This window comes from Paenibacillus solani, from assembly GCF_001277345.1.
Taxonomy (GTDB): Bacteria; Bacillota; Bacilli; order Paenibacillales; family Paenibacillaceae; genus Paenibacillus_AQ; species Paenibacillus_AQ solani.
Genome location: NZ_LIUT01000001.1, coordinates 2,978,235 through 3,003,348 on the forward strand (window position 1 = coordinate 2,978,235; position 25,114 = coordinate 3,003,348).

A 25,114-nucleotide genomic window follows, 5' to 3' on the forward strand; every position below is an offset into this window, starting at 1 on the left:
CTCCATGTCGTTATGTTAAATTAGGCAATCTCCGCTTCCTCGCTCTCAAGCTTGACGGATACCAGTTTCGATACGCCGCCTTCCTCCATCGTGACGCCGTACAGCACGTCAGCCTCTTCCATTGTTCCTTTGCGGTGGGTGACCACAATAAACTGCGTTTGTTCAGAGAACTCCCGCAGATACTGAGCAAAGCGAACCACATTCGCCTCATCAAGGGCCGCTTCGACTTCATCCAGCACGCAGAACGGAACCGGCTTCACCTGTAGAATGGCAAAGAGCAGCGCCATAGCGGTTAATGCACGTTCGCCACCGGAGAGCAGCTGCAGATTTTGCAGCTTCTTGCCAGGAGGCTGGGCCACGATATCGATCCCCGTCTCAAGCAATCGATCCGGGTCGATCAGGATCAGGTCGGCTCGTCCACCTCCGAACAACTTCGTAAACACCGTGCCGAATTCGCGCCGGATGGCATCGAATGTCAGCTTGAAGCGCTTGGACATTTCATCGTCCATTTCCTTGATAACCTGATACAGCGTTGTTTTGGCTTCCACCAAGTCAGCCTTCTGTTCGCTCAGGAACAGATATCTCTCATTGACTCGCTGGTACTCTTCAATAGCACCCAGATTCACGTCTCCGAGGGCAGATATAGACCGCTTCAAATCACGCACTTCGTTTTGAGCGGCAGTGATATCTTCCGGAATCGGATACCGCTGTTTCGCAAGCTCGTAACTCAGCTCATAATCCTCGCTTAATTTCTTCAAGATATTCTCCAGCTCCACATCAAGCCGGTTTACTCCAATCTCGGTCTGACGAAGCTGTTCATCCACCGCTCGCAGCTGCGTCCGCTGTTCCTTGGTCTCGCTCTCTTCGAGCTCCAGCTTCCGACTTAGCGCGGTGCGTGCAGCCCGCTTGAATTCAAGCTGCTGCGTCGCCTCTTCCTTCTTCAGCTTGTACTGGTTTAAATCCTCAATTTGCTTTACACTTTCGCTTTCATTCTGATTCAGATCTGCCTGAACAGAGGACAGCATCGTACGATTCTGCTTCTGCTCCTTCTCGTGATTGTTGACATCCGACTGCAGTCGCTTGAGCTGTTCTTCGAGTGAGAAGGTTTCCTGATCCAGCTTACCTTCGCGAACCTTTAGAACGGTCAGCTGACTCTGAAGTTCTTCCTTAGCTGACTCGTTTGCTTTACGGGCAAATTCAGCAGCTTGAATGGCCAGATGGGTCGATTTCTCTTCCTCCTCCAGCTCGGACAACAGCTTCTGTGCACGTTCCCGGCTTTGCTGAATCTCTTTGGCTTCCTTCTCTTGACTGCTCTTCTCTTCGCCTGCCAGCTCGGCTTGCTCCAGGACGTGACGCAGCTCGTGTTCAAGCTGCTTGCGGTCACCGGCTGCCTGCTGTTCCTCAATCCGTTTATCGTCTCCCGCTTTACGTAGCTCGTCCAGCTTGTCCTGAGATTGAATCATTTGACTCCGTACACCTTCAATGCCCTGCCGAAGCTTCTCCAACTGCATCTCGGTTTCCGAAATTTCCTGATCCAGCTGCTCCAGCTGACGCTTGCGTCCAAGCAGGCTGTTCGTTTTTTTGTGCTGACTGCCGCCTGTCATGGATCCGCCTGCGTTAACCACGTCTCCTTCAAGCGTAACGACACGGAAGCGATAGGAGAACCTTGCAGCAATCTTGTTTGCTTGCTCCAAGGTCTCGGCAATGACGACATTACCAAGAAGGCTGCCGACAATATTGCTGTATCTTGTGTCATATTGAACCAATTCGGAACCAAATCCTACGAACCCTGCTTCCCCTTCGGCCAAATTCTTGTCCGAGGCAGATACCGTCCGTGGACGGATGACATCCAAGGGGAGAAAGGTCGCGCGTCCCAACTGGCGCTGCTTCAAGAAGGCAATCGCCTGCCTGGATACGGATTCGTTCTCCATGACGATATGCTGAACCGAGGCGCCCAGCGCCGTCTCCATGGCAAGCTCCAGCTTTTCCGGTACGCGAATAAGCTCTGCAACTGCGCCATGAACACCATGAAGCATGGATTTACGGGAAGCCTTCAGTACTTCCTTGACGCCCAGCATAAATCCATCAAAGTCGTCCTGAAGCTCTTTCATGGTATCCCGCCGGGAAATTTGCGCTTCCCGCTTCTGTTCCCATTTCCGAAGGGCTCCCTGCGTCTCCTCCTGCAGTTTCTGCAGGGATTGATACCGCTCGCTCTCGCTGATGTAACCGCTGCGAAGGTCCGCAATTTCTTTGCCGAAGCGTTCAATACTTCGATCGATGCTCTCTTTGCGGCGGAGCAGATCTTCTTTCAGGGTTTCCCATTTACCGGACTCCTCCTGGGCCCGATTCATTCGTCGATCCAGCGCTTCTTGCTGCTGGTCGGCGTATCGGATTTCATTCCGGGCCTGAGCCATTTGGTTCATGAGCTCCAGCAAATTCCCCTTCAAGCTCTCTTCCTGCTGCTGACTGATTCCACCGGTTACGCCCACCAGCTTCGCTTCTTCCGCTGACAGCTGATCCCGGACCGAGGTCAATTCAAGCTGCAGCTCCTGCAGCTTGCTCTTCATTCTTGTAAGCTCGCCTACCCGCTCGCTCAAGCGTTGATCGCCAGAATGCAAGCTGTCCTCCAATTGTTCACGCGTACGCTCCAGATTACGGCGGCGTTCCTTGAGTACCTCGCCATAGCCCTCGCTTTTCTCAAACAGTTCACTGAATTGGAGCAGTTGATTCTGAAGATCCTCAACTTCCTGTTCCAGCTGGCGAAGTGCCGATCTGTCGCTCTCCAGCTTGGCATCGTGAGCGGATACTACAGTGGACAGTGCAAGCTGTTCTTCCTTCAACTGTTCCAGCTTGGTATTGGCCTCGCTCCATGAGGTATGTATCTGTTCAATTTGATACACATACAGCGATATTTCCTTATGCTTGAGATCCTCCCGAAGCTCTTTATAACGGATCGCTTTCTCGGACTGCTCTTTCAGCGGTCCAATCTGATCCTCGAGCTCCGTCACCAGATCGTGGATGCGCAGCAGATTTTGCTCCGTTTCATCCAGCTTGCGTACAGACTCTTTTTTACGAGATTTATATTTAACGATACCGGATGCTTCCTCAAAAATCCCCCGGCGATCTTCAGATCTTGTGCTCAGAATTTCCTCAATACGGCCTTGTCCAATGATGGAGTAAGCTTCTTTACCTATTCCAGTGTCCATGAACAGCTCGGTGATATCTTTTAAACGGCATGATTGCCTATTGATGAAATACTCGCTATCCCCGCTGCGGTGCACTCGTCTGGTTACGGTGACCTCATTAAAATCCAGCGGTAATACATGGTCAACATTATCCAGTGTAAGAGAAACCTCGCCATAGTTGACCGCTTTACGCGCATCGCTCCCGGCAAAGATAATGTCTTCCATTTTGCCGCCGCGAAGGGATTTGGCACTCTGCTCGCCAAGCACCCAGCGGATGCCGTCGGAAATATTGCTCTTGCCGCTGCCATTCGGACCTACAACGGCGGTAATGCCCCGAACAAATTCCATTTCCGTCTTGTCGGCGAATGATTTAAATCCCGCTAACTCAATCCGTTTCAAAAACATATTCGACCTATCACCTCTCCTGCTATTGTACCATAAGTAGAATCGGCTTCACCGCCTTCTTTGGACGCAGTACATCCAAGAGAAGCACTCATCCTTATACCAAAGACAGACAACGAAAAGAGCAAAAAACAGTCATCCTAATCCGGGTCCGGTTATCCGCTTGACTGCTCTTTGCTCTTTGTTTGTCATCACATCAGCGAAGCTTTAGGCATCCGCACGTTTCAGCTGCTTTAAGGCTACTGCCGCTGCTTGCTGCTCGGCTTCTTTCTTGGATCTGCCGCTTCCGCGTCCAAGACATTCGCTTCCCATGTATACTTCCGAGACAAACTCCCGCTCATGTGCCGGTCCTCGCTCTTCTACGATACGATATTCCAGTGCGCCCATGCCGTGATGCTGGGTCAGTTCCTGAAGCTCGGTCTTATAGTCGCTCATCTGCGGACGACCGTTGACGGTCACCGTCGGGAAGACGTGGTCGCTCAAAAAACAACGAACCGCTTCCAACCCCTGATCCAGATAAAGCGCCCCCACAAATGATTCAAATACGTCAGCCAGAAGAGCCGGGCGAGTGCGTCCGCCCGTCATTTCCTCTCCTTTTCCTAGCAGAACGTAACGTCCAAAATCCAGACCAACTGCGAATTGCACCAGAGAGGGCTCGCACACGATAGCGGCCCGCAGCTTGGTTAATTCACCTTCAGGTCGGTCTGGAAAAAGGTTGTACAAGAATTCGCTGACGGTCAGCTCCAGAACCGCATCTCCCAAAAATTCAAGACGCTCGTTGTCCTGACTCTGACTGAAGCGATGTTCGTTTACATAAGACGCGTGGGTAAAGGCCTGCTTCAACAGCATTGCATTGCGAAACTGGATTTGAAGTTTATGCTGTAACTGCTTCAGATCTCCACTCAACACACTGTCCCCTTATTCGGCGTATTTTTTCAGGATAATCGTAGCATTATGTCCGCCAAATCCGAACGAATTGGACATTACGATATCCAAATCGGCTTTGCGCGGGTGGTTAGGTACGTAATCAAGATCGCATTCCGGATCCTGATCCTCCAGGTTAATCGTTGGTGCAATGATTTGGTTCTTCAAGCTCAGTCCACAAATAACCGCTTCGACGCCGCCAGCAGCTCCCAGCAAATGGCCTGTCATCGATTTCGTTGAACTCACGGCCACTTTATAGGCATGGTCGCCAAGAGCCATCTTCACAGCCTTCGTTTCGGAACGGTCACCAACCGGAGTTGAAGTACCGTGGGCATTAATGTAATCCACCTCTTCAGGCGATATGCCCGCATCACGAATCGCCATCTTCATGCAGCGAGCTGCTCCATCCGGATCCGGCTCGGTAATATGATGGGCATCGGCACTCAGGCCATAGCCAAGCACTTCGGCGTAAATTTTAGCACCGCGTTTCAATGCATGCTCCAGGGATTCGATCACGAGTACACCTGCGCCCTCGCCCATGACAAAACCGTCGCGGCCTGTATCGAATGGTCGGCTGGCCTTCTCCGGTTCATCATTGCGGGTAGACATCGCACGCATGGCGCAGAAACCTGCCATCCCAGTCGGACGAATGGTGGCTTCCGCTCCGCCGCAGATCATGACATCTGCATCGCCGCGCTGAATCAAGCGGTATGAATCACCGATTGAATGCGTACCCGTAGCACAAGCAGTAACCTGTGTGGTGTTAGGGCCCTTGGCTCCCAGATTGATCGACATTTGGCCTGAGGCCATGTTCGCGATCATCATCGGAATAAAGAATGGGCTGACACGCTTCGGACCCTTCTCCAGAAGAATATTATGCTGATCTTCCCATGTTCCCAAACCACCGATACCCGAACCTATCGAAACGCCAACCCGCTCTGCATCGGCGTTTACACCAATCTCAAGTCCGCTGTCCTCGAGGGCTTTGGAGCCGGCAGCAACCGCAAGCTGCACAAAACGGTCCATCTTGCGGGCTTCCTTGCGGTCCATGTAATCTTCCGGGTTGAAATCCTTCATGGATGCAGCAATCTGGGTCGTGTAATCACTCACGTCAAACGCTTCGATGCGGGATACGCCAGATTTGCCTTCCATCAAACTATTCCAGAATGTATCAAGATCCTGACCGATGGAAGTCATGACTCCCATTCCCGTTATAACGACTCTTTGTTTCAAACCAGGTTCACCTCTATATGGACTGCCTGTCCATCTGAACACCCCAAGCAACAGGTTCTAGATAAACGAAGGCAGTAATAATCTATCACTTGTTCGCATTGAAGCTATTATTGAATGTGGAGAAGTCCCGCCTTGCTAAAGAACGGGACTTAACTGTAAAGACTTAGGTATGAGATTGTATGTAATTTACAACTTCACCTACGGTCGTAATTTTCTCTGCATCTTCATCAGAGATCTCCATATCAAACTCATCTTCCAACTCCATCACCAATTCAACTACATCGAGAGAATCAGCTCCAAGGTCGTCTTTGAAAGATGCTTCTAATGTTACATCAGCTTCGTCAACACCCAGGCGGTCGATAACGATGCGTTTCACGCGTTCCAATACATCGGACATCCGGCTCACCTCCTCTTGGTAATTATACGAGATATGACTTCAAATTGCCATAGAAGGCATTTGAAAACGATTGAAGTGCCCAGTAGTCCATACCTGAGCATTTAGCGGCCTCTACATATACATACCGCCATCCACATGCAGCACCTGTCCAGTCATATAAGATGCGCTGGAAGATGCTAGAAAAGCAACCACACCGGCAATTTCTTCCGGCTGACCCAAACGGGCCAGCGGTATTCCGCCAAGCAGGCCTTCTCTCATATCCTCAGAAAGTTCCCGGGTCATATCAGTATCGATAAAACCGGGCGCCACTGCATTTACGGTAATCCCGCGGGAAGCCAGTTCACGTGCAGCAGATTTCGTCAGGCCGATAACACCGGCTTTGGCCGCGACATAGTTGGCTTGTCCCGGATTGCCAAGCGCCCCAACGACGGAGGATATATTGATAATACGTCCATAACGTTGCTTCATCATGGGACGCGTTACCGCTTTGAGGCAATTGAATACCCCTTTCAGATTCGTTTCGATCACCTGATCGAACTCCTCTTCCTTCATGCGCATGATTAGGTTGTCTCTAGTAATCCCCGCATTATTCACCAGAATATCAATTCGACCAAAAGTCTCGAGCACCTGCTTGACCATAGCATCGGCTTCTTCGGCCCGTCCAACATTAGACTTAATGGCGATGGCCGATACGCCCTTAGCCTGGATCGCTTCCACAACTTCTGCAGCAGCCGCTTCGCTTCCTGCATAATTGACAGCCACGTTAGCGCCCAAGTCGGCTAGCCCAAGAGCAATGCTCCGGCCAATGCCCCGGGAAGCACCCGTAACAAGCGCAGTCTGTCCTTTTAGAGCTTCACTCATACCTGTTCCTCCTTTCCAGAGTCATCTGACTTTCATCATCGTTATTTATACGACCGTCTCCAAATTGCTGATACTGTCCAGACTATTTACATTAATGACTTTGACGGATTTGTCAATCTTCTTAATCAGACCGCTGAGGACACTGCCAGGACCAATTTCGACGAAGGTATCCACGCCTTGAGCGATCATCCATTCCACGCTGTCATGCCATAGTACAGGAGAATATACTTGCTCCACCAGCAAACCGCGTATGGCAGCGGCATCCTCCACCGGACGAGCTGTCACATTGGCTACCACCGGTACGGAAGGGGCGTTGAATGAGGCCTGGTCCAGTTTGCCAGCCAGCCGCTCAGCCGCCTCCTTCATCATGGATGAATGGAAAGGTCCGCTGACTTCGAGCGGGATGGCCCGCTTGCCGCCAGCCTCCTTGACTCTTTCAGCAGCAGCTGCAACACCTGAAGCGGATCCCGAGATGACGATTTGCCCCGGACAGTTCATGTTCGCAAGTTCTACAACATGTCCCTCTGCGGTGATATTCTTGCACAGCTCGGATAAAGCCTCGCGGTCTGCACCAAGCACGGCAGCCATTGCACCTTGTCCTCCTGGAACAGCTGCCTCCATGTATTCTCCGCGAGCTCTGACGATCGATACAGCTTCTTCAAACGAAAGTACGCCTGCGCATACAAGCGCGCTGTATTCGCCCAGGGAGTGTCCCGCAACGTAATCGGGTTCGATCCCCTTGTCGCGAATAGCTTCCAAGTAAGCCACGCTGGTCGCTAACAGAGCCGGCTGAGTGTTTGCCGTTTGTTTCAATTCTTCATCAGGACCATTAAAAATAATGGAGCTGAGTGCAAATCCAAGCTGATCATCCGCTGTTTGAAAAAGATCCCTTGCGGAAGGAACCGCATCGTAGGCATCCTTTCCCATTCCGACGGACTGAGCGCCTTGACCTGGAAATATAAATGCTGTCTTACCCACAATCGTTGACTCCCTTCTCTTATTTCACTAGGTCTAAACGTTTGGTTACCAGATCAGCACGGAGGAACCCCATGTTAATCCGCCGCCAAAACCTACCATCAACACTTTATCTCCTTCTTTTAAACGACCGGACTCCTGCGCTTCTACAAGAGCCAACGGTACGGAAGCAGCCGACGTGTTCGCATATTTGTCGACATTGATCACGACCTTCTCTTCCGGAAGTTCCAACCGCTCCATAGCCGATTTAATAATTCGGATGTTCGCTTGATGAGGGATGAATAAGTCAACATCTTTTTTGTCGAGACCCGCTTTGTTTAATACAGCTTCTGTCGCAGAGCCCATCACGCGCACAGCAAATTTAAACACCTCGCGGCCATTCATGTAAATATAATGTTTATTTGTGTTGATCGTTTCAGCGGAAGCCGGCAATCTTGAACCTCCTGCCTCAATATACAGATGTGCTCCGCCTGCGCCTTCCGCGCCCAGATCAAAAGCTTGGAATCCACGACCTTGCGGCACCTCGCCGACAATGGCAGCTCCAGCTCCGTCGCCAAACAGAACGCAGGTATTGCGATCCGTGTAATCCGTGATGCGGGACAAGCAATCCACTCCAATTACCAGAGCGTTATTGTACATGCCAGTTTTCACGAAATTTGTGGCTGTTGCCAGGCCATATACAAAACCTGAGCAGGCTGCCGACAGGTCAAAGGCAGCAGCTTTCTTGGCTCCAAGGCGATCCTGAAGCAAGCATGCCGTGGACGGGAAGAACATATCCGGCGTAATCGTCGCCACAATAATCAATTCCAGATCCTCAGCTGCCATACCGGCGGATTTCAATGCATTCACTGCCGCATGATAAGCCATATCTGACGTCGCTTCATTCGGGGCAGCGATATGACGCTCACGAATCCCAGTCATCGAGACAATCCACTCATCACTTGTATCTACCATTTTCTCTAAATCGCTATTCGACAATATCTTTTCAGGTACGTATTTGCCTGTGCCGATAATACCGACCGGACGTAAATTGTTCATTTCCTCACTCACTTCCCGCTGATTTCATTCGAAATGCTCTCTACCAGCCGATTCTGAAGCGCTGTTCGCGCTTGACGAATGCCATTCTTGACTGCATTTGCATCTGAAGAACCGTGGCTTTTGACAACCAAGCCGCTTAGGCCAAGCAAGGGTGCTCCGCCATGCTCTTTATAATCGAGCGTCGATTTCAAGCTCCGAAGCTCCGGCATCATCAAGGCGGCAGCCATCTTGGTCTTAAGCGACTTGCTGAACTGCTCTTTCAACAGCGAAAAGAGTGCACCAGCTGTTCCTTCAATCGATTTCAACAAAATATTGCCAGAGAACCCGTCACACACGAGCACGTCACATACCCCATTCATGACATCGCGGGACTCGACGTTACCAACAAAATGAATAGGCAGTTCTTCCAGCAGCGGATAAGCATGCTTCGTCAATTCATTGCCCTTGCCAGGCTCAGTTCCGACGTTCAACAGGCCAACCCGCGGTTTAGCGATTCCATGCACCTTCTCGCGATACAGACTGCCCATTAAGGCATACTGCTGCAAATGCTCAGGCTTCGAGTCCATATTAGCGCCGAGGTCCAGGGCAAGCATCCCTTTACCGTCAAGAGTAGGAATCATGGGTGCCAGCGCAGGGCGCTCGATTCCGTTCATTCTGCCCACGACGAGCAGACCGGTCGTCATAAGAGCTCCCGTGTTTCCAGACGAGATCATGGCGTCCGCCTCACCTTCACGAATCATACGACCCGCAATGACCATGGAGGCGTCTTTTTTCCGGCGAACAGCCTTCACCGGCTCATCCTCAGCCTCAATGACTTCACTGGCATGAACAACCTTCAAATTGGACGGCTTATCCTTGAGCAGCGCTCCAATCCGCACTTCATCACCCACGAGAATGATCTCGGTATCGCTCCATTCCCGCGCAGCAATCAGTGCGCCCTCCACATTACTCTGGGGGGCGTTGTCGCCGCCCATTGCATCAACCACAATTCTCATGCCAAACTTCCTCCTATACTTATGTCATTCTCCTGTCGATCGGTAGATTACGAAATTCCCCTGAAACACCATTTCATCAGCGACATAAGTAAACACTTCCACCTTGGCCTTTCCCTTCTGACCTGGAATGGACCTGACGTAGGCTTTGGCGATGCACTTCTCGCCCAGATGCACTTGTCTCAAGAACCGTATATCGGCTGAGGACGTTAACGCAATTTCATCATTGATTACGGCAACGGCAAGTGAATTGGCTTGCGCAAACACATAATGCCCCCGGGCAATCCGTGTTTTGCTGAATACATGCTCTTCTCGGATTTCGAATATCGATATACCGCTCTTGTCCAATTGCAAGTCCACGACATCCCCGATCACTTCTTCAAGGGACAGGGAACGAACCTGATCATAGGAATGCTCGGCCATTTGTTTCATTCGTTCGCGAAGCTCCGGGATACCAAGTTCCATTCGGTCAAGGCGAATCGTCTGAATGCTGACTTTAAGTTGGCGAGTCAACTCGCGGTCCGTAACAAAGGGATTCTCGTCGATCAGCTGAATCAGCCGCTGGTGACGGTCTTTCTTGGATAAACGATCGATGACGAAACAACTCCTTCTGCCGCTATGAAAGCCGCCATTCTTCAAACCTACTATATATGTAAATTAGCCGCAAATATTAGAACCTGGTACTAAAATAAAGTATAAATCATGTCACGTGAAAAAGAAAGGGGGCTTCAGACAAAAAAAATAGCACCTCACCAAAGATGAAGTACTACTTATTGAAAAAACTATTGTTTGATGATCTCTCTTGCTTTATACGTTCCGCATACTTTACATACGCGGTGAGCAAGTTTCAATTCACCACATTGCTCGCATTTCACCATGCCTGGCACAGCCAGCTTAAAATGAGTACGACGCTTGTCACGACGTGTTTTGGACGTTCTACGTTGAGGTACTGCCATGTTCCCACCTCCTTATCAGTTCAACCCGCTAACACGGGTGCCATATCCATCATCATTTAAAGAAGTCTTTCAGTCCGGCAAGCCTTGGATCGATCACTTCCGTATCACAATCGCATGTGCTTTCATTCAGGTCCTTGCCGCAATTCGGGCAAAGTCCCTTGCAGTCAGCTTTACATACCGGAGCTAGCGGAAGGTCGAGCAAAAATGCCTCTTCTACATAGGGAGTGAGATCCACACTCTCACCTTGCACGTATGTAGTATCGTCATCTTTATCCTGAATTCCTTCAAGATCCTCCACCGGCTGGAACACTTCATGAAAAGGGATGTTCACTTGTTCGCTGATCGGCTTCAGGCAGCGGGAGCAAGTCATCTCCAGCCCGCCTTGCAGTCGTCCACGAACATCCACCGTACCAGTAACCGATGGAGTTACTGTCAGATCTACTTCAAGTGGCTGAACAGCAACAATATCCTTTCGGCCCTTAACGACATTGCTAACATCCACGGTTTGATGGAACAGTAACGGTTGATCGCCGGTTGTCAATTTTCGAAATTGAATTAGCATATCCATCACTCCAAACAAACAAAGATTATTATACCGATTCCAAAAGAGTTTTGTCAACAGGAGAACCCGAAGCAGACCATTATTATTTCCCGATATGTCACTCCATACTACGCCATATCCACCACGTTAGGCAATGTGTTTATTTTTGCAGGAACACCATCTTATTATGTTATATTCTTATCAAGGAGTTGAAGAATTCATGAAGACGGTTGGCATAGTCGTTGAATATAATCCCTTACATAACGGTCATGTGCTGCATTATGAGAAATCCAAAGAAGTGACGGGTGCCGATGCCGTTGTCGCAGTGATGAGCGGTCCATTTCTCCAGCGCGGTGAGCCTGCCATTGCGGGCAAGCGTGCCCGGACCGAAATGGCCCTTGCCATGGGAGTGGACCTGTGCATAGAGCTCCCTGTCACCTATGCTGTACAGCCGGCCGAATGGTTTGCGCACGGTGCCGTAGCCATTTTGGAAGCAACGGGAGTCGTGGATTGTTTATCATTCGGATCAGAGAGCGGAACGCTCGAACGGATGCTGCCGCTGTCCCGATCGCTTGCGAATGAATCCGGGGCCCTTCAATCTGAAATTGAGAAGCATCTTCAGGAAGGCATGAACTTCCCATCCGCTTACGGAGCGGCGGCGGCTGCCGTATTCGGTGACTCGGATTCCGATATCACTCATCTGCAATCCATGCTGATGAAGCCTAACAATGCTCTGGGCTTGCATTATCTAATTGCCCTTCATCGCCTGGGCAGCCGTATCACGCCCTACACAATACCAAGAGAAAGCGCGCAGTATCATGACCCGCTGCCGGGAGCGTCGTGCATTGCCAGTGCCACCGCCATTAGAAACATTATACTTTCACAAGGTTTGGATGCTGCCAGACCCTACATACCCGAGTTCACGTACAGCATCATGGCACGAGAAATAGAGAACGGACAGGCCCCCATGGAGTGGGAACAATTTCGGCAGCCCTTGTTTCAATCTTTGCTCACACATACACCCGCACAGCTTGAAGGCTTTCTCGAAGTGACCGAGGGTTTGGAATACCGAATTATGCGCACACTTGCAAAATTACAAAAACCAACAGTCGATGCGCTCCTCGAATCGCTCAAGACCAAACGCTATACCCGTACCAAGCTTCAACGCATGCTCTTACACATCATGCTGAATCATGACAAGACATCCATGAATCGTGAAGAACTGGCAAAAGGGCCGGGATATATCCGAATCCTAGGCTTCAGTGACTGTGGTCGCATGCTCTTGAAACGAATGAAGCAGCATGCCACGCTTCCCGTTATTCATAAGCCAACAGCGCTGGATCATCCTCAGCTGGAGAGAGATGTTAGGGCAGCAGCCGTTTATGCAAACGGACATCCCCAGCCGGACATAAAGTGCTACTACAGCGACTATCTGCTGCCGCCAGTTACCTCTTAGGCGGCAGCTTCTCCAAATAATCCACGGCATCCTGCAGATCATCCACCGGGATCAGTTCCATACTCGTTTTAATCCGATCTGCCCGTTTCTTGGCCTCATCGTAGTTTTTTCGAGGCACAAAGAAGAAATCGGCTTTCTTCCGATCTGCAGCTACAATCTTATGTTTCACGCCTCCAATGGGACCTACGGCCCCAGTCTTATCGATCGTACCCGTTCCAGCCACTCGATAACCCTTGGTTAAATCACCTTCGGTGAGCTGATTATAAATTTCGAGTGTGAATATGAGCCCGGCCGATGGTCCCCCAATATTTGTATCCGCGAAATGAATCGTATGGCCGGGGTCTGCCGGCTGCACTTCCTGCATGGTTGCGATCAAAACGCCAAGACCCGGTCGCTCGGTCCCCGTCTTCTCATCTTTAATGCTTACCAGCTTGACCTGCTCTTCCACAGTTTTTCCTTTGCGTTCAAGCTCGACGGACACGACTTCACCGATGCTTTTCCCGCTTAAGAGACTGGCGATTTTGTCGTTATCCTCTGTAGGCTGCCCATCAATTTTGATCAATTTATCACCGGGCCGAAAATGCTTCGCATTGGTCGAATTCTCGGAAATCGACATCACGAATACATAGGCTGGCTTGATGCTGTATTCAATATCACCTTCCCGATAAGCAGCTTCCATCGCAGAAGACTGGGATGAATTCATGTAATACACCTGGGTGGCTGCATATTCATCCTTGCTTTGGTCACCCATCTTCTCTGCCTTCTTCACGACCTCGGCATTTGGGTTAAAGGCAGACAGCATCAGTAAAGCCATATTCGCGTAGCTTGCGGACACTGTTGTCATCATAAATGTGCCCTCTTCCACCGGATCGCTATTCTCAACCTGGATCATAGGGCGAACCTCTTCAGCACTTCCTGGCTGATATATCAGATAAGGGGTCGGCATATAAACGACAACGTACAGCATAACCCCAACCATCAACAAATACAGCGCTATTTTTAAGCCATTCGGTTTTACGGACTTCTTCATGTATCTCCCTTCCTTCCGCCTTCAATCTCCAGCCTTCCATCAAGTTTGGTCTGATGGTTGTCTCCTCAGCATAAAGTTGTACTAGCCATCTTTACGCAGAAAGGAGAATCCTTATGAATCATGACAAGGCCATCAAACCATCAAGCGGGATATGGAGCACCCTTCTTGTCGGGGCCTTTGCTTTCCTGCTTGTCCTGGCTGTCGTCAGTGCTCCCGAACCCGCCTTCAAGGCCACCCTCGAAGCACTCAAATTATGGTGGAATATCGTATTTCCAGCTTTGCTGCCTTTCCTCGTATTGGTGGAAATACTCATTGCCTATGGCTGGGCACACGGGGTCGGCGTACTGTTGGATCCCTTGATGAAAAAAATATTCAAGCTCCCCGGTACCGGCGGCTGGGTTCTTATAACCGGAATGACAGCAGGTTTTCCTGCCGGAGCCCAGGCTGCTTCCGGTATGTATAAACAAGGCGAGCTTCAAGCCATGGATGCCGGCAGGCTTGCCGCCTTATCTCACTTTTGCAATCCGATGACCATTCTCGTTGTCATTGGTACGGGGCTGCTGCATCAGCCGCAAATCGGATATTTGCTGCTGATCGTTCACTGGGGTTCTGGACTTCTGGCCGCTTGGTTCATCCGTCTCTTTGGTAAACCGGCTCCTTCTACGGACAAACAGGTATCAACCACGGCCTATAATAAAGTCCGCAGCAAACAAGCACAGCGCTCCATTCTGATGCGAGCAGCCACCGCCGCCCGAGATGCCCATCGACGGGACGGACGGAGCTTCGGCAAATTATTGGGCGAATCCGTTACCCGCTCAGTACAGACCTTAATGATGACAGGCGGTTATATATTGTTTTTTGCCATCCTTACAAGAGTATTAACTAGCTACCCGCTTTCACAGTTCCCACCCTATCTTGTATCGGGAATCTTGGAAATCCACCTTGCAGCCCAGTCCATAAGCTCCTCGGCATTCTCATCAGTGACCCTGCAGCTGGCCGTTCTGTCCGCTGCCCTGGCATGGAGCGGTGTCAGTGCGCAGCTGCAAAGCCTGTCGATGATGCGGGAAACGGGTCTCTCTTGGCATTTCTTTATGATAAAGCGAGCTCTGCATTCCTTTTTCGCTTTTGTAATCACAATCTTATTGTGGAAACCGGTCAGTGCGTTATCTGAGGGGCATGTACCAGCCTTTCGAACAGAGCCTTTAACTCATGGAGGCGCAGATACGACCTACAGTTTCTGGTCCGGATTACCATCCATTATACAATTTCAAGCCTTGATCTGTTTGTTGTTAATCGCCGCTTTCTGGGTATGTTCCCGTTTCATTGGTCGCCATGACCACTGAATTTGCGGCGCAGCGCCTCATCAACCTCCCGGCTTACCAGGTCTGTTGTATCTCCGTTAAAGTGTGCAATTTCTTTAACAAGGCTTGAGCTCAGGAAGGAATACTTCGGATGTGTCATCATAAAAATCGTCTCGGCATCCGGGTTCAGTTTATGATTCGTGGATGCCAGTTGAAGTTCATATTCAAAGTCAGTCACGGTACGGATCCCGCGCACGATGACCTGGGCATTCTTCTGGCGGATATAATTCGCCAGAAGGTCGCGGAAACTGTCGATCTCCACATTCGGCAAATGTGAGGTTGCTTGTCTCAGGAGATCTTTACGTTCTTCCACCGAGAATAGCGGATTTTTGCTCAAATTATTCAGCACGGCTACGATCAGCAGATCAAACTGCTTCGAAGCACGTGTAATGATATCCATATGCCCCATAGTGACTGGGTCAAAGCTTCCTGGATAAACAGCAACACGGTATGTACTTGTACTCTCGTTAGTCATTTTGTGACTCCTCCTCGTCAAGCTCAGCAGCTTGATCTTGCGCAATTTCATAACGGTATATCGAGATGGCCGCTTCGCCATACTTCGCAGTACGAAGGCAACGAAAACCGCCAAAATTCTCAGGATAATTGTAACTTGATTCGTACTCTAATACTACTACGGCTGTATCTTGCAGCAAACCTCGCTCTACCATATCGAGCATCAGCTCATCCCCGTTCTTAAACCTGTACGGCGGGTCCAGGAAGACCAAGTCGAATTGATTGGCCCGTTTCTCCAGCGCTTTAAGCGCTCTGGCTGCATCGTTACGGTACACCTCTGCCCGATCTTCCAGCCTGGTGGCTTTCAAATTCTCCTTGATCGTACTGATGCTTTTCGGTTCGACATCAACAAAAACAGCACGATCCATCCCCCGGCTTAATGCCTCGATGCCAAGTCCACCTGTGCCTGCGAACAGATCAAGCGCGGCTCCCCCCTCAAAATAAGGACCGATCATACTGAATATGGATTCTTTCACTTTATCCGTCGTTGGACGGGTGCTTGTACCGGGCACGCTTTTAAGCGGCCGACCTTTTGCACTTCCGGATACTACTCTCACTGCTTCATTCACCCGTTTCATTTATCTGTTAATTCAATTCACTGACCGTGCCATTGACAGTGATTATCGTAACACAATCATCCCGTATATGAAAAATGAATCATGCCGTGCGTGCATCTTTTTTTCGAAGCGATGTATATTTCTGCCACAGCCGGGCATCCTTGAAATATCGACATCAATGAATGTCGTAGACAACCGCGGAGAAGACTTACGTTTCCCCATAAGCTCTTCGTCCGGTTTCTCCTCTCCCATGAGGGTGCTCTGAAAGGAGCACCCGAACAAAATCCCTGCAGCCTCAAGCTTTTGTTGCAGGGATTTTGTTGTTTTTTTATGTTGGGCCGCTAACGAGATAAGTGGCTTTTATCCGATGTGAATTCCTATCTGACCGTTCAGATAATTCAATAATCTGTGTAAAAAGCAAATAACTTATCCACTCAAGACGTCACCGAATATCGGAGGCGTTTTTTTTGCAGGAATAACACGAATTTTATCGAATCCATATAGCTGTTTGAAAAATATTCCTATTTGAAAAGTGAAGAGAGGTCATGTAAGTGAGAAGAACGTGGTATGTTCTCGTATTATTTAGCATGCTGGCAGGACTAGGTTTTGCAGGCACAATGCACGGGGTCGCTTCTGCTGAAGAGTCCAAGCTCCAGATTAGCGATATTGCGGGGAGAAACACCTACCTGATGAGTGATGGCTCCATGTGGTCCCTGATTGACGGACGACATGCCATACGGACGCCGGGTAAAGTTGCAGCCATCAGCGGTTATGAATACCGAGGCATCGGTATGACGCAGGATGGGCGTCTGGTGAAATGGGATATCGGTAAAGGCCCCGAGGTCGTTCCGGGAACAAGCGGCGTGAAGCAGATCGCGGGTTCCTACTGGCTGAAGTCAGATGGTACCGTATGGTTCGAAGCACAAAAAGCAAATAACCTCAGCGGCATATTGCTGATCGCCGATGCGGATCAAGAATTTGCCGCCTTATCCTCAAATGGAGAGCTGCTATTAGAGGATAACTATAAAAAGGATCAATTCAAGAAGCTCGGTATTGTGGAAAACCCGGTAGGGGTCAAATCCATGACGGTTCACAGCGGGCGTGTTGCCCTGCTGCGTGACAACGGTGACGTGGTTGTATACGAGACATCCAACTTTGATGATAACGGGCGCATCACCCCTGTTACCGTTGCCCAGAATGCAGCTCATATCGTTTATGTTTCCAATGAGCCAACGGATCTCCTGATTGTGACCCTTCAAGACGGAACCGTTTGGACAACTGGAGTATATAAAGACCGCTGGAAGCTCAAAGAGCAGGTCGCTGGACTGAGCGGGATCGTAAGAACCTCCATTTACGGGAACGCAAAGGATCTGTCGGAAGGATTCTATGCTCAGCGCGCTGACGGAAGCTGGATACATCACATGAACGGACAGAACAAATCGGTTTGATGTGCCTGTCGTTAAAGCCTTATCGGTTTCAATATCTGATGCCAAGCCTTATGTAGGAGATACTCTTGAAGTCAGTATCCAGGAGACATACACGAACGGGGCCAAGATTAAAGTCCCGGTTAAAGATGCTGTGATCGATATTGAGAAGCCTTTTGTAATGAACGTACAGAAGAATGGAACACTGAAGTCTGCGGGCGTTGGCAAGACGCAGATTACGGTAACTTCAGGTGGTTTGTCCAAATCGTTAACGGTATCGTCCAGCCTCCGCAACAATTTAAAATATGCAAAACAAGTAAACGGGAATATCATGGTGCCGGCCAAACCCGCTATACAGGCACTGGGTGGCACCTATTCGGTCACAAATGGAACCGTGGAAGCCAAGTTCGGAGAAACCATGCTTACGTTCAAGGCAGGCAGCAACCAGGCCAAGATGAATGATAGCACACTGCGTCTAAAAGCAGCTCCGATGAACGAAAAAGGCGAATTGTTAATTCCCGCTTCCTTGTTATCCGATGTTCTAGATGCAAAAATCAGCTGGGATGCCAAGTGGAAACAAGCGAATATCTCTTTCGGTGAAGATGCAGCCATGACCGTGGTCTCTAGTGAAACGGCTGGCTTAATCAAAAAAGCGATGCAAGGCAGCTTGGTTAAATTTATCGGCCGCACATATTGGGTGAATGATTTTGAAGACTTGGAACGCTTCTCCAAATTGACGGTAACCGACATTTTGCCGGACGACAAAGGAGAATTCAACGTGATCTTCAGAACAAGCTCTGGAAAAACAGTGAAAAGCTATCCTATGCGGTCTTCGGAAGTGATGCAGCTGTTTGCGGATCGTTCTTCCTTGTTAACCTACGACCCTTACCAAAAATATAAATGGTCCGCATCCGTGTGGAAACAGATTATAGCGGGCCAGGTTTCCCTCGGCATGACAAAAGAGCAGGTGCAGCTGTCTTGGGGGAACCCCGCAGCCAAGGACATTACGACCGGCGGCGGAAAAACCATTGAAACCTGGGGATACGCGAATTTCGATATCGTATCATTTGTAAACGGCAAGGTTGCATTGATTATGATGTAGTCAGTCAATCGCTTCCTCCATAACAAAACCGCCAAAAGAAACTCTTTTGGCGGTTTTTCGTTTTTGACTGCTCATGTTGTTCGGTCATCACTTTTTTTGATTCATGAGGTTTGTTCACTTAAAGATGGATTAGATAAATGCGCGAGTTATGATAACCAACAGGATGAATAATACCAAAATAGCACCGACAGATGAGCCATATCCATAGCCACCGTAACCTTCTGCTCCCCCGCTCACATGAATCCCTCCTTTTTAGAACATACCACATGTTATGTCGATCCCGCACAAATGAGCTGGGCTGCCGCCTGTTCGCATGAAGAATAATGAATTAGCCCAGAAGTTAAACGAATTAGCTGCGAGAGGAGAAACCCTCGCCCCTGTATGTTCTATGAGAGAGGCCTGATAAGAACGATTCATCGTCCACCATGCCTTCATGTCATTGCTAAAATTCTACGCCTGCTCGGAATATTCCTGGTCGCTTCGTCCGGGTTCTTGAACTGTGATGATTCTTCGCCTGCGGCGATCCACTAATCCTTCTTCACCAAACTCACGATAAATGCGCATCCATACTTTCAGCCGGCCGATATCTGATATTTGCAAGGCGGATGCAACTTCTTTCTTCGTCATTCCTTCTAGCCGCATGGCGATTGCCTTTTTTTTCGTTTCGTAACTGTAATGCTGGAATGTCTGTCCCTTTTTCGCCACGATTATCACCTCTTACTAGCTTATATCGGTTATCATTGGCCTACTTTCAATACCTGCATACGATTCCGAGATACCTATCCAGATAAATCCAAGTTATGGTATAATCCACTCTAAAACATTACATGGAAATTGAGGGATCTATTTGTTTAAACTCATTATTTTTGGATTTCTGTTTTATATCTTTGGCAACCCGATCACGGCAATCCTGGTGTTTCTGCTTATCTTGTATGTGCTGGATCGCCGTTTCGTCGGGGTATCTCCAAGTCTTGCAAAGCCGATAAGGCGGGCTCGAAATATTTCCAAGCTGCGCAGGCAGATTGCAGTCAGTCCAAGTGATGTATCATCCCGCCATGAGCTCGCAAGATTGCTTATAGAGCGTCGCAAATATGGTGAAGCCTTGGAACTGCTGGAACCGTTAAAATCCAGTTTAGAGGATTCCGCTGAATATTGGGACGATCTCGGAAATGCACGCCTGCACACGAGCCATATTGCTCAGGGAGAAGCTGACATTCTCCATGCGCTGGAGATCAATCCAAGAGTGAAGTATGGCCGTCCTTATCTTAGGCTTGCCGATACGTTTCGGGATTCGGATCGGGAAAAGGCACTCCAATACTTGGAGCAATTTCACACCATTCAATCCTCCTCCAGCGAAGCCTTCTATCTTCTGGGACAGATGAATCAATCGCTTGGAAAAAAAGAGGAGGCGAAGTCCTCGTATCAAGAATCTCTGGATATATATCGCTCGCTGCCCAAGTACAAAAAGCGGCAGGAGCGTAAATGGGCCGTAAAAAGCTTTTTCAGGAAATTATTTTTAAATTAATGAATTGCTGCATATAAAAAGGCGTCCTCCAAGGTCATGGACCATGGGACGCCTTTTTATAATGATCTATGGGCTTATTTTAGCGGCTTGTACCCTAACCGATGTAATTGTTCCGCGATTACACGGTACCCCCGTCCATTGGGATGTAAGCCATCCACTGATAGCAACTCCTTCTCTCTTCCAAGAAATTGAGCATAGATATCAGCCACGCGAAAGTAATCGTCACTTAATTTTATTAAGTGCCTATTGAAACGAACGACATATTCCGTTGCCTCTGACCAAGCCGGATATGGATTATACAGACCGATAGCTCGAATATAATAAAGTTGTCTGCCGGCAGACTTTATTCTGCGGATGGATCCGACGATACGATTCACATGCTCTTGACAGCGATACAATGCAGCATCCAGCACGTCCCGGCTCGGACGGCCTTCGGCAAGCTTTACGGCGCGGATTAAGTCGTTGCCTCCGATCGACATCGTAATGATATGGGCCTGTTGTAAATGAAAGCGATACGCAGGCAAACGAACCACCCGATCGGATAACTCCTCCGATGTTAGCCCATTAACCCCCAAATTCTCATGGGCGACGAACTGCTGCAGCTTCTCTTCAGCCATCCGGCGGTATAACGGAACAAAACCACTGCCGGGCATCGTTCCGAGCCCGAAAGTCAAGGAATCGCCGACAGCGGTATAATGGTACACCAACATATTCACCCCCGCCCCACTCATTATGACAACATTATATGAATCGTGCTGGAATGGTGAAACGGGATATTGTCTTGAATGGCATCATGAATTCCATTCACAGACGGTTAACATACTTCAACTGGTTATTTAATCTCCGGCTTTCTCAACCTCGTAAACGCAGCGGAAACGTTCAATTCCTGGATATTGTTCACCCATGCTGTATACCTCAAAGCCGATACTGCGGTAGAAGTCTACGGCTTCTTCGTCGATTTCGGCGATGATTGCATCGGGTTTAGGCTCAACCTCAAGCAGCAGCTCCAAAATCAGGCCTCGTCCATAACCCAGCCCTCTGTTCTCGGGAAGAACTGCTAAATGCCTGATAATAAGCTCATTTCGAACAACATCGAAGCCTATGATCCCCAGCAAAAGCCCATCCTCTTCGTATCCGAACAACCGGCCGTTACCCGTCTGATAGAATGATGCCGCGCGGTCCACCGCTTCCGGATCTGGAAAAACCGAATAGCTTAGGAGTTCCTTTACTTCGGGTTGCAACGACTGCTTGGTTATATCTTTTAACATAACAATCTCCAATCTGAACTCGTATAAGTTTACAACATTTTTTCTGCACTGATCCCCAGCTTACGCAGCAGTTTCGCCGCCTGGGCTTTCTCATCATCCGACAAGCCGTTAAGTACCTCCACCATCCGTTGCTGATGGGCTGGAAATATAGCTTCGAAGAGTTCATTCCCCTCGGCTGTAAGCTCAGCGTAAATAACACGGCGGTCTTCAGCGGAAGCCCTGCGAACCAGCAGGTTTTTCTTCTGAAGCTTGTCCACCACGTAAGTAATATTGCCGCTTGAGATCAGCACCTTCTCTCCTATTTTCTGAAGCGGCTGCGGTCCCTTATGGTACAGTACATCCAACACGCCAAACTCAGTAGAATTCAAGCCGTGACTGTTAATGCTTCGATTTGAATGTGTCATTACAGCGTTATAAGCTCTGGCAAGGACAACCAGCAAATGTAATGGGTAATCCTCATGTTCTTGAATATCCGACATACTTCACCCTCCGAAAGATATCATGACATTAAGGTTAATGAACGCCGGATCAACTGTCAAATGGATTCTTTGCCACTGAGTTTCCGGAATGCAAAATCCGTACCGTTCCATCCTGGCAGCCAATGATCGCCTGGTCCGCCATGCCGATAAATAAACCATGCTCCACCACGCCAGGCAAGCTGCCTATACGAGAGCTCAATTCCTCAGGTTGGGGGATTTGCTGAAACTTGCAATCAGCAATATAATTCCCGTTATCGGTCACATAGAACCCTTTATCCGGCTTATGCCGGATCTGCACTGTGCAGCCAAGCTGGGTCAGGGACTGAATGGTCCATTCATAAGCAAAAGGGACAATTTCCACCGGCAGTGGAAACGCTCCAAGTTGCGTTACCGTTTTCGTATCATCTGCCACTATTACAAGCCGTTCACTATGGAAGGCCGTTATTTTCTCGCGGAGGAGCGCTCCCCCTCCTCCCTTGATCAGTCGCAGCTGGTCATCCAGCTCATCAGCGCCGTCAATCGTGAGATCCAAACGATCAACTTCCCGCAGAGGAATCAGTGGGATTCCTTGTTCTACAGCAAGCTTCTCTGAAGCCTCAGAGGTAGCCACAGCCTGGATCGAGAGACCGTCTCTAACCATCTCGCCGATTTTGAGAATAGCATAATAAGCGGTAGAGCCCGTGCCCAGCCCGATCTTCATTCCAGCCTGTACATACTTGGTTGCATGCTCGGCAGCTATTTTCTTCATATTGTATTCACTCACCATAGGGACCCGCTCCTTCGTTATGCTGAATCAGATGCTATATGTAAATAACTGACTGCAAACAACAAGGGCGCAAAGCGGCGCCCCTGAATCTAATTATATATGAGCTTCCTTCTCCTGTGTAAATTGCTCAAGCCACTGAACATAGAGCTCTTCATTCTCAGGAGTAAAACATATAAATTCAATTCGTTCCAGACGATTGTCCGGCAGATCTTCCTCCAGCAGATTCGTAACTGCTTTTAGAGCAACATCACAAGCGGGGCCTTTAGGATACTCATAGATTCCTGTGCTTATATTAGGAAAGGCGATGCTTCTTGCCCCCACCTTCATTGCAAGCAGGAGACTGTTCCGGTAGCATTCTGCCAGCGTATGCTCTTCACGTCGTCCGCCGCCCTCCCAGATGGGACCTACGGTGTGAATGATATGCTTAGCTGGCAGCTGGCCCGCCCCGGTAATCACGGCGTTGCCTGGGGGGCATCCCCCTTGCTCCTTGCGAATTTCCATACATTGTTCCATGATCTCCGGTCCTCCTGCGCTGTGAATCGCGCCATCAACGCCCTTTCCACCCAGCAGTCCCGAATTTGCAGCATTGACGATAATGTCGCCCGTCCATGTCGTAATATCGCCTAAAAAGACGGAGACCGATGTCCTTCCGATTGTATAAGTTTTCATTTCGGAAAATCTCCTTTCGGTCTTTTATTTCTTCATTACCCCGAAAGTGGGCGGGTTGACCCTGTTTATCTATTCTGCTCCGGGTTTTTTCTTCGCTGCAGCTGAGAGCCGGTCCGTTAAGCTCCGCTCCTCAGGGCCTAGAAGCGCTTCCTCCACTGTACGATAGAACATCAACGTGCCGTTATCCCTTGCCTTCTTCAAATGGAGCAAGAACACATTGCCGGCCTGCTCCAGCTTCAAATCTTCGGAAGCATTCTTGACACGGCATAGATAAACTTTCATCGGCTCCTGCCGGTCACGAAACTCCATGACACCAATGGGTATTAGCGACCTCTTGTCCTCTTCGGAGAATTGAGGTGTCATATAAACGGTATATTCCGAAGCAGGAAGAGGAATGTATGCTTCCCGCTTTTGATTCGCGATGATTCTGGAGTTCATGAATGCGATGTAACCTGCCGCCACAAACAAAATGACACTGACGGCAATAGCGATATTTAACATATATGTCTCTCCTCGTAATTAATCAGGGCATTCACTTGATGTTCCTTTCCCTACATAAGCACACGCAGTATAGCAATGATCGCTAAATGAAGAGGATAGAATGAACGCCAGATCCAGCGGCTTACCCGAACGGATTCCAATTTACTCCATACCTGAGGACCATACGCAATCACAGCTGTCGGAATCACACTCCATATCTGCAGTTCCCAGTTATTCAGGAACCAGAACACCAGATTGAGAATGATATGAAGCACAATGAGCCAACTTGCTTTAGCGTAGCGGAATATCAAGATTAGCAGCAAGCCGTAAGCACCGTAATCAAATGGAAATTCACTCATCAAGGCACACGCTGCAACGACCACCATCCAGGATAACAGCCGGGAGTCTGAACGTTCCAGTATGTACAAAACCAATGCTCCCGCGACCAGGGTGACCACTACATTAAACCCGTTAATATGCAGCGCAAGCTGATAAGGAATTTGGGATATCGCCCCAATTATGGCCAGACGAATGATATACCTGGTTCTCGATGAGGTATAGTGATGTCCCTGGACCAGCGCATAAGCGTAGATTGGAAAGGAAATGCGGCCGATGATTCGCCAAGTCTCCTGATGCGGAAAAAATACAAGCCCCACATGATCTATCAGCATCGTCAGCATGGCGATCCATTGTATGATAACCACCTCCTCGCACTTGGGCGTTCATTCATTATGTATTCCAATCACCATTTCTATTATGGGTCGCAAGTTAGGGACTTGCAAGCACAGATAACGGCGGGAAGTATGCTCTCCGCTCTCGTATCTATGCACTTATGGAATAACGATTAATAGAAGTAGCAAACTTGTAGTCCATATAACAACGAATCGACCACCCGATCCTTCCTTGAAGTGCCCCCTGTCAAGTAGACAGACTTAAAAACAAAATCATCAGTATTCCATATCCCCTCGGGTTATCAAGAC

The 25,114-nt window shown here is 49.2% G+C and carries 28 protein-coding genes; 5 read left to right on the forward strand and 23 right to left on the reverse strand.

The window, feature by feature from the left end; all coding sequences use genetic code 11:
* Positions 1-20 precede the first annotated feature (20 nt).
* From smc to AM231_RS13510, 11 genes are all read right to left on the reverse strand, one after another.
* Positions 21-3,590, reverse strand: a complete 3,570-nt coding sequence (smc, locus tag AM231_RS13460) for a chromosome segregation protein SMC (protein WP_054402984.1) — start codon at positions 3,588-3,590, stop codon at positions 21-23.
* A gap of 204 nt (positions 3,591-3,794) precedes the next feature.
* On the reverse strand, positions 3,795-4,493 hold the full coding sequence (gene rnc, locus AM231_RS13465; protein ID WP_053492594.1) for a ribonuclease III: 699 nt from the start codon (positions 4,491-4,493) through the stop codon (positions 3,795-3,797).
* 12 nt (positions 4,494-4,505) lie between these two features.
* Positions 4,506-5,744: a beta-ketoacyl-ACP synthase II gene (gene fabF / locus AM231_RS13470; RefSeq protein WP_053492593.1), complete on the reverse strand. Its 1,239-nt coding sequence runs from the start codon at positions 5,742-5,744 to the stop codon at positions 4,506-4,508.
* Positions 5,745-5,907: 163 nt separating this feature from the next.
* Positions 5,908-6,141 carry an acyl carrier protein gene (gene acpP, locus AM231_RS13475; RefSeq protein WP_006211375.1) on the reverse strand — a complete coding sequence of 78 codons (234 nt, stop codon included), beginning with the start codon at positions 6,139-6,141 and terminating at the stop codon, positions 5,908-5,910.
* Between the two features lie 111 nt (positions 6,142-6,252).
* The gene (gene fabG / locus AM231_RS13480; RefSeq protein WP_053492592.1) at positions 6,253-7,002 is read right to left on the reverse strand and encodes a 3-oxoacyl-[acyl-carrier-protein] reductase; all 750 of its coding nucleotides are present in this window, start codon (positions 7,000-7,002) and stop codon (positions 6,253-6,255) included.
* Between the two features lie 45 nt (positions 7,003-7,047).
* The gene (fabD, locus tag AM231_RS13485; RefSeq protein ID WP_054402985.1) at positions 7,048-7,980 is read right to left on the reverse strand and encodes an ACP S-malonyltransferase; all 933 of its coding nucleotides are present in this window, start codon (positions 7,978-7,980) and stop codon (positions 7,048-7,050) included.
* Positions 7,981-8,025: 45 nt separating this feature from the next.
* Positions 8,026-9,015, reverse strand: a complete 990-nt coding sequence (locus AM231_RS13490; RefSeq protein ID WP_053492590.1) for a beta-ketoacyl-ACP synthase III — start codon at positions 9,013-9,015, stop codon at positions 8,026-8,028.
* 8 nt (positions 9,016-9,023) lie between these two features.
* Positions 9,024-10,010 carry a phosphate acyltransferase PlsX gene (gene plsX / locus AM231_RS13495; RefSeq protein WP_054402986.1) on the reverse strand — a complete coding sequence of 329 codons (987 nt, stop codon included), beginning with the start codon at positions 10,008-10,010 and terminating at the stop codon, positions 9,024-9,026.
* Between the two features lie 24 nt (positions 10,011-10,034).
* On the reverse strand, positions 10,035-10,601 hold the full coding sequence (fapR, locus tag AM231_RS13500) for a transcription factor FapR (RefSeq protein ID WP_054403647.1): 567 nt from the start codon (positions 10,599-10,601) through the stop codon (positions 10,035-10,037).
* Between the two features lie 188 nt (positions 10,602-10,789).
* A complete protein-coding gene (gene rpmF, locus AM231_RS13505; protein ID WP_006211382.1) occupies positions 10,790-10,963 on the reverse strand; it encodes a 50S ribosomal protein L32 in 174 nt (57 codons plus the stop codon).
* A gap of 52 nt (positions 10,964-11,015) precedes the next feature.
* Entirely contained in the window at positions 11,016-11,525 is a 510-nt protein-coding gene (locus AM231_RS13510) for a YceD family protein (protein ID WP_054402987.1), read from the reverse strand.
* A 199-nt stretch (positions 11,526-11,724) separates the two neighbouring features.
* On the opposite strand from AM231_RS13510, the gene AM231_RS13515 reads away from it, so the two are divergent.
* On the forward strand, positions 11,725-12,960 hold the full coding sequence (locus AM231_RS13515; protein WP_054403648.1) for a nucleotidyltransferase: 1,236 nt from the start codon (positions 11,725-11,727) through the stop codon (positions 12,958-12,960).
* Here AM231_RS13515 and AM231_RS13520 read toward each other — a convergent pair.
* Complete coding sequence (locus AM231_RS13520) at positions 12,950-13,990, reverse strand: SepM family pheromone-processing serine protease (RefSeq protein ID WP_054402988.1); 1,041 nt, start codon at positions 13,988-13,990, stop codon at positions 12,950-12,952. The two genes, AM231_RS13515 and AM231_RS13520, sit on opposite strands and share 11 nt — an antisense overlap.
* A 113-nt stretch (positions 13,991-14,103) precedes the next feature.
* Here AM231_RS13520 and AM231_RS13525 point away from each other — a divergent pair, with 113 nt between their 5' ends.
* Positions 14,104-15,333, forward strand: a complete 1,230-nt coding sequence (locus tag AM231_RS13525) for a nucleoside recognition domain-containing protein (RefSeq protein WP_054402989.1) — start codon at positions 14,104-14,106, stop codon at positions 15,331-15,333.
* Here the strand turns inward: AM231_RS13525 and coaD are convergent.
* Entirely contained in the window at positions 15,311-15,826 is a 516-nt protein-coding gene (gene coaD, locus AM231_RS13530; RefSeq protein WP_054402990.1) for a pantetheine-phosphate adenylyltransferase, read from the reverse strand. The two genes, AM231_RS13525 and coaD, sit on opposite strands and share 23 nt — an antisense overlap.
* Entirely contained in the window at positions 15,819-16,421 is a 603-nt protein-coding gene (gene rsmD / locus AM231_RS13535; protein WP_054402991.1) for a 16S rRNA (guanine(966)-N(2))-methyltransferase RsmD, read from the reverse strand. The genes coaD and rsmD overlap by 8 nt, the downstream gene beginning before the upstream one ends.
* A gap of 551 nt (positions 16,422-16,972) precedes the next feature.
* Here rsmD and AM231_RS29955 point away from each other — a divergent pair.
* Positions 16,973-17,869: an RCC1 domain-containing protein gene (locus tag AM231_RS29955; protein ID WP_242615141.1), complete on the forward strand. Its 897-nt coding sequence runs from the start codon at positions 16,973-16,975 to the stop codon at positions 17,867-17,869.
* 1 nt (position 17,870) lies between these two features.
* Positions 17,871-18,947 carry a copper amine oxidase N-terminal domain-containing protein gene (locus AM231_RS29960; protein WP_242615142.1) on the forward strand — a complete coding sequence of 359 codons (1,077 nt, stop codon included), beginning with the start codon at positions 17,871-17,873 and terminating at the stop codon, positions 18,945-18,947.
* A gap of 129 nt (positions 18,948-19,076) precedes the next feature.
* On the opposite strand, the gene AM231_RS28170 is transcribed toward AM231_RS29960, so the two are convergent.
* Together AM231_RS28170 and AM231_RS13545 are read right to left on the reverse strand one after the other, a co-directional pair.
* Positions 19,077-19,184 carry a sporulation protein YjcZ gene (locus tag AM231_RS28170; RefSeq protein WP_082341629.1) on the reverse strand — a complete coding sequence of 36 codons (108 nt, stop codon included), beginning with the start codon at positions 19,182-19,184 and terminating at the stop codon, positions 19,077-19,079.
* Positions 19,185-19,397: 213 nt separating this feature from the next.
* Entirely contained in the window at positions 19,398-19,652 is a 255-nt protein-coding gene (locus AM231_RS13545; protein WP_054402992.1) for a helix-turn-helix domain-containing protein, read from the reverse strand.
* 142 nt (positions 19,653-19,794) lie between these two features.
* On the opposite strand from AM231_RS13545, the gene AM231_RS13550 reads away from it, so the two are divergent.
* Complete coding sequence (locus AM231_RS13550) at positions 19,795-20,472, forward strand: tetratricopeptide repeat protein (protein ID WP_054402993.1); 678 nt, start codon at positions 19,795-19,797, stop codon at positions 20,470-20,472.
* Between the two features lie 74 nt (positions 20,473-20,546).
* Here AM231_RS13550 and AM231_RS13555 read toward each other — a convergent pair whose 3' ends face one another.
* The 7 genes from AM231_RS13555 to AM231_RS13585 form a co-directional block, all read right to left on the reverse strand.
* Positions 20,547-21,182 (reverse strand): GDSL-type esterase/lipase family protein, encoded by a 636-nt coding sequence (locus tag AM231_RS13555; protein WP_054402994.1) that lies wholly within the window; start codon positions 21,180-21,182, stop codon positions 20,547-20,549.
* Positions 21,183-21,308: 126 nt separating this feature from the next.
* Positions 21,309-21,740: a GNAT family N-acetyltransferase gene (locus AM231_RS13560; protein ID WP_054402995.1), complete on the reverse strand. Its 432-nt coding sequence runs from the start codon at positions 21,738-21,740 to the stop codon at positions 21,309-21,311.
* Between the two features lie 29 nt (positions 21,741-21,769).
* Positions 21,770-22,219, reverse strand: a complete 450-nt coding sequence (locus tag AM231_RS13565) for a MarR family winged helix-turn-helix transcriptional regulator (protein WP_054402996.1) — start codon at positions 22,217-22,219, stop codon at positions 21,770-21,772.
* 49 nt (positions 22,220-22,268) lie between these two features.
* Complete coding sequence (rpiA, locus tag AM231_RS13570; RefSeq protein WP_054402997.1) at positions 22,269-22,985, reverse strand: ribose-5-phosphate isomerase RpiA; 717 nt, start codon at positions 22,983-22,985, stop codon at positions 22,269-22,271.
* Positions 22,986-23,078: 93 nt separating this feature from the next.
* Entirely contained in the window at positions 23,079-23,654 is a 576-nt protein-coding gene (locus tag AM231_RS13575) for a macro domain-containing protein (protein WP_053492576.1), read from the reverse strand.
* A 69-nt stretch (positions 23,655-23,723) separates the two neighbouring features.
* Positions 23,724-24,155, reverse strand: a complete 432-nt coding sequence (locus AM231_RS13580; RefSeq protein ID WP_054402998.1) for a hypothetical protein — start codon at positions 24,153-24,155, stop codon at positions 23,724-23,726.
* A 50-nt stretch (positions 24,156-24,205) separates the two neighbouring features.
* Positions 24,206-24,829, reverse strand: a complete 624-nt coding sequence (locus AM231_RS13585; protein WP_054403649.1) for a TraX family protein — start codon at positions 24,827-24,829, stop codon at positions 24,206-24,208.
* Positions 24,830-25,114 lie beyond the last annotated feature (285 nt).

Coding starts and splice junctions, on each gene's coding strand:
- AM231_RS13560 (WP_054402995.1), bottom strand. CDS start 21,740: ATGTTAAAAGATATAACCAAGCAGTCGTTGCAACCCGAAGTAAAGGAA.
- fabG (WP_053492592.1), bottom strand. CDS start 7,002: ATGAGTGAAGCTCTAAAAGGACAGACTGCGCTTGTTACGGGTGCTTCC.
- AM231_RS13520 (WP_054402988.1), bottom strand. CDS start 13,990: ATGAAGAAGTCCGTAAAACCGAATGGCTTAAAAATAGCGCTGTATTTG.
- AM231_RS13565 (WP_054402996.1), bottom strand. CDS start 22,219: ATGTCGGATATTCAAGAACATGAGGATTACCCATTACATTTGCTGGTT.
- AM231_RS13510 (WP_054402987.1), bottom strand. CDS start 11,525: ATGCTAATTCAATTTCGAAAATTGACAACCGGCGATCAACCGTTACTG.
- coaD (WP_054402990.1), bottom strand. CDS start 15,826: ATGACTAACGAGAGTACAAGTACATACCGTGTTGCTGTTTATCCAGGA.
- plsX (WP_054402986.1), bottom strand. CDS start 10,010: ATGAGAATTGTGGTTGATGCAATGGGCGGCGACAACGCCCCCCAGAGT.
- acpP (WP_006211375.1), bottom strand. CDS start 6,141: ATGTCCGATGTATTGGAACGCGTGAAACGCATCGTTATCGACCGCCTG.
- AM231_RS13490 (WP_053492590.1), bottom strand. CDS start 9,015: ATGAACAATTTACGTCCGGTCGGTATTATCGGCACAGGCAAATACGTA.
- AM231_RS13525 (WP_054402989.1), top strand. CDS start 14,104: ATGAATCATGACAAGGCCATCAAACCATCAAGCGGGATATGGAGCACC.
- AM231_RS13580 (WP_054402998.1), bottom strand. CDS start 24,155: ATGTTAAATATCGCTATTGCCGTCAGTGTCATTTTGTTTGTGGCGGCA.
- AM231_RS13575 (WP_053492576.1), bottom strand. CDS start 23,654: ATGAAAACTTATACAATCGGAAGGACATCGGTCTCCGTCTTTTTAGGC.
- rpiA (WP_054402997.1), bottom strand. CDS start 22,985: ATGGTGAGTGAATACAATATGAAGAAAATAGCTGCCGAGCATGCAACC.
- AM231_RS13555 (WP_054402994.1), bottom strand. CDS start 21,182: ATGTTGGTGTACCATTATACCGCTGTCGGCGATTCCTTGACTTTCGGG.
- AM231_RS13515 (WP_054403648.1), top strand. CDS start 11,725: ATGAAGACGGTTGGCATAGTCGTTGAATATAATCCCTTACATAACGGT.
- smc (WP_054402984.1), bottom strand. CDS start 3,590: ATGTTTTTGAAACGGATTGAGTTAGCGGGATTTAAATCATTCGCCGAC.
- rpmF (WP_006211382.1), bottom strand. CDS start 10,963: ATGGCAGTACCTCAACGTAGAACGTCCAAAACACGTCGTGACAAGCGT.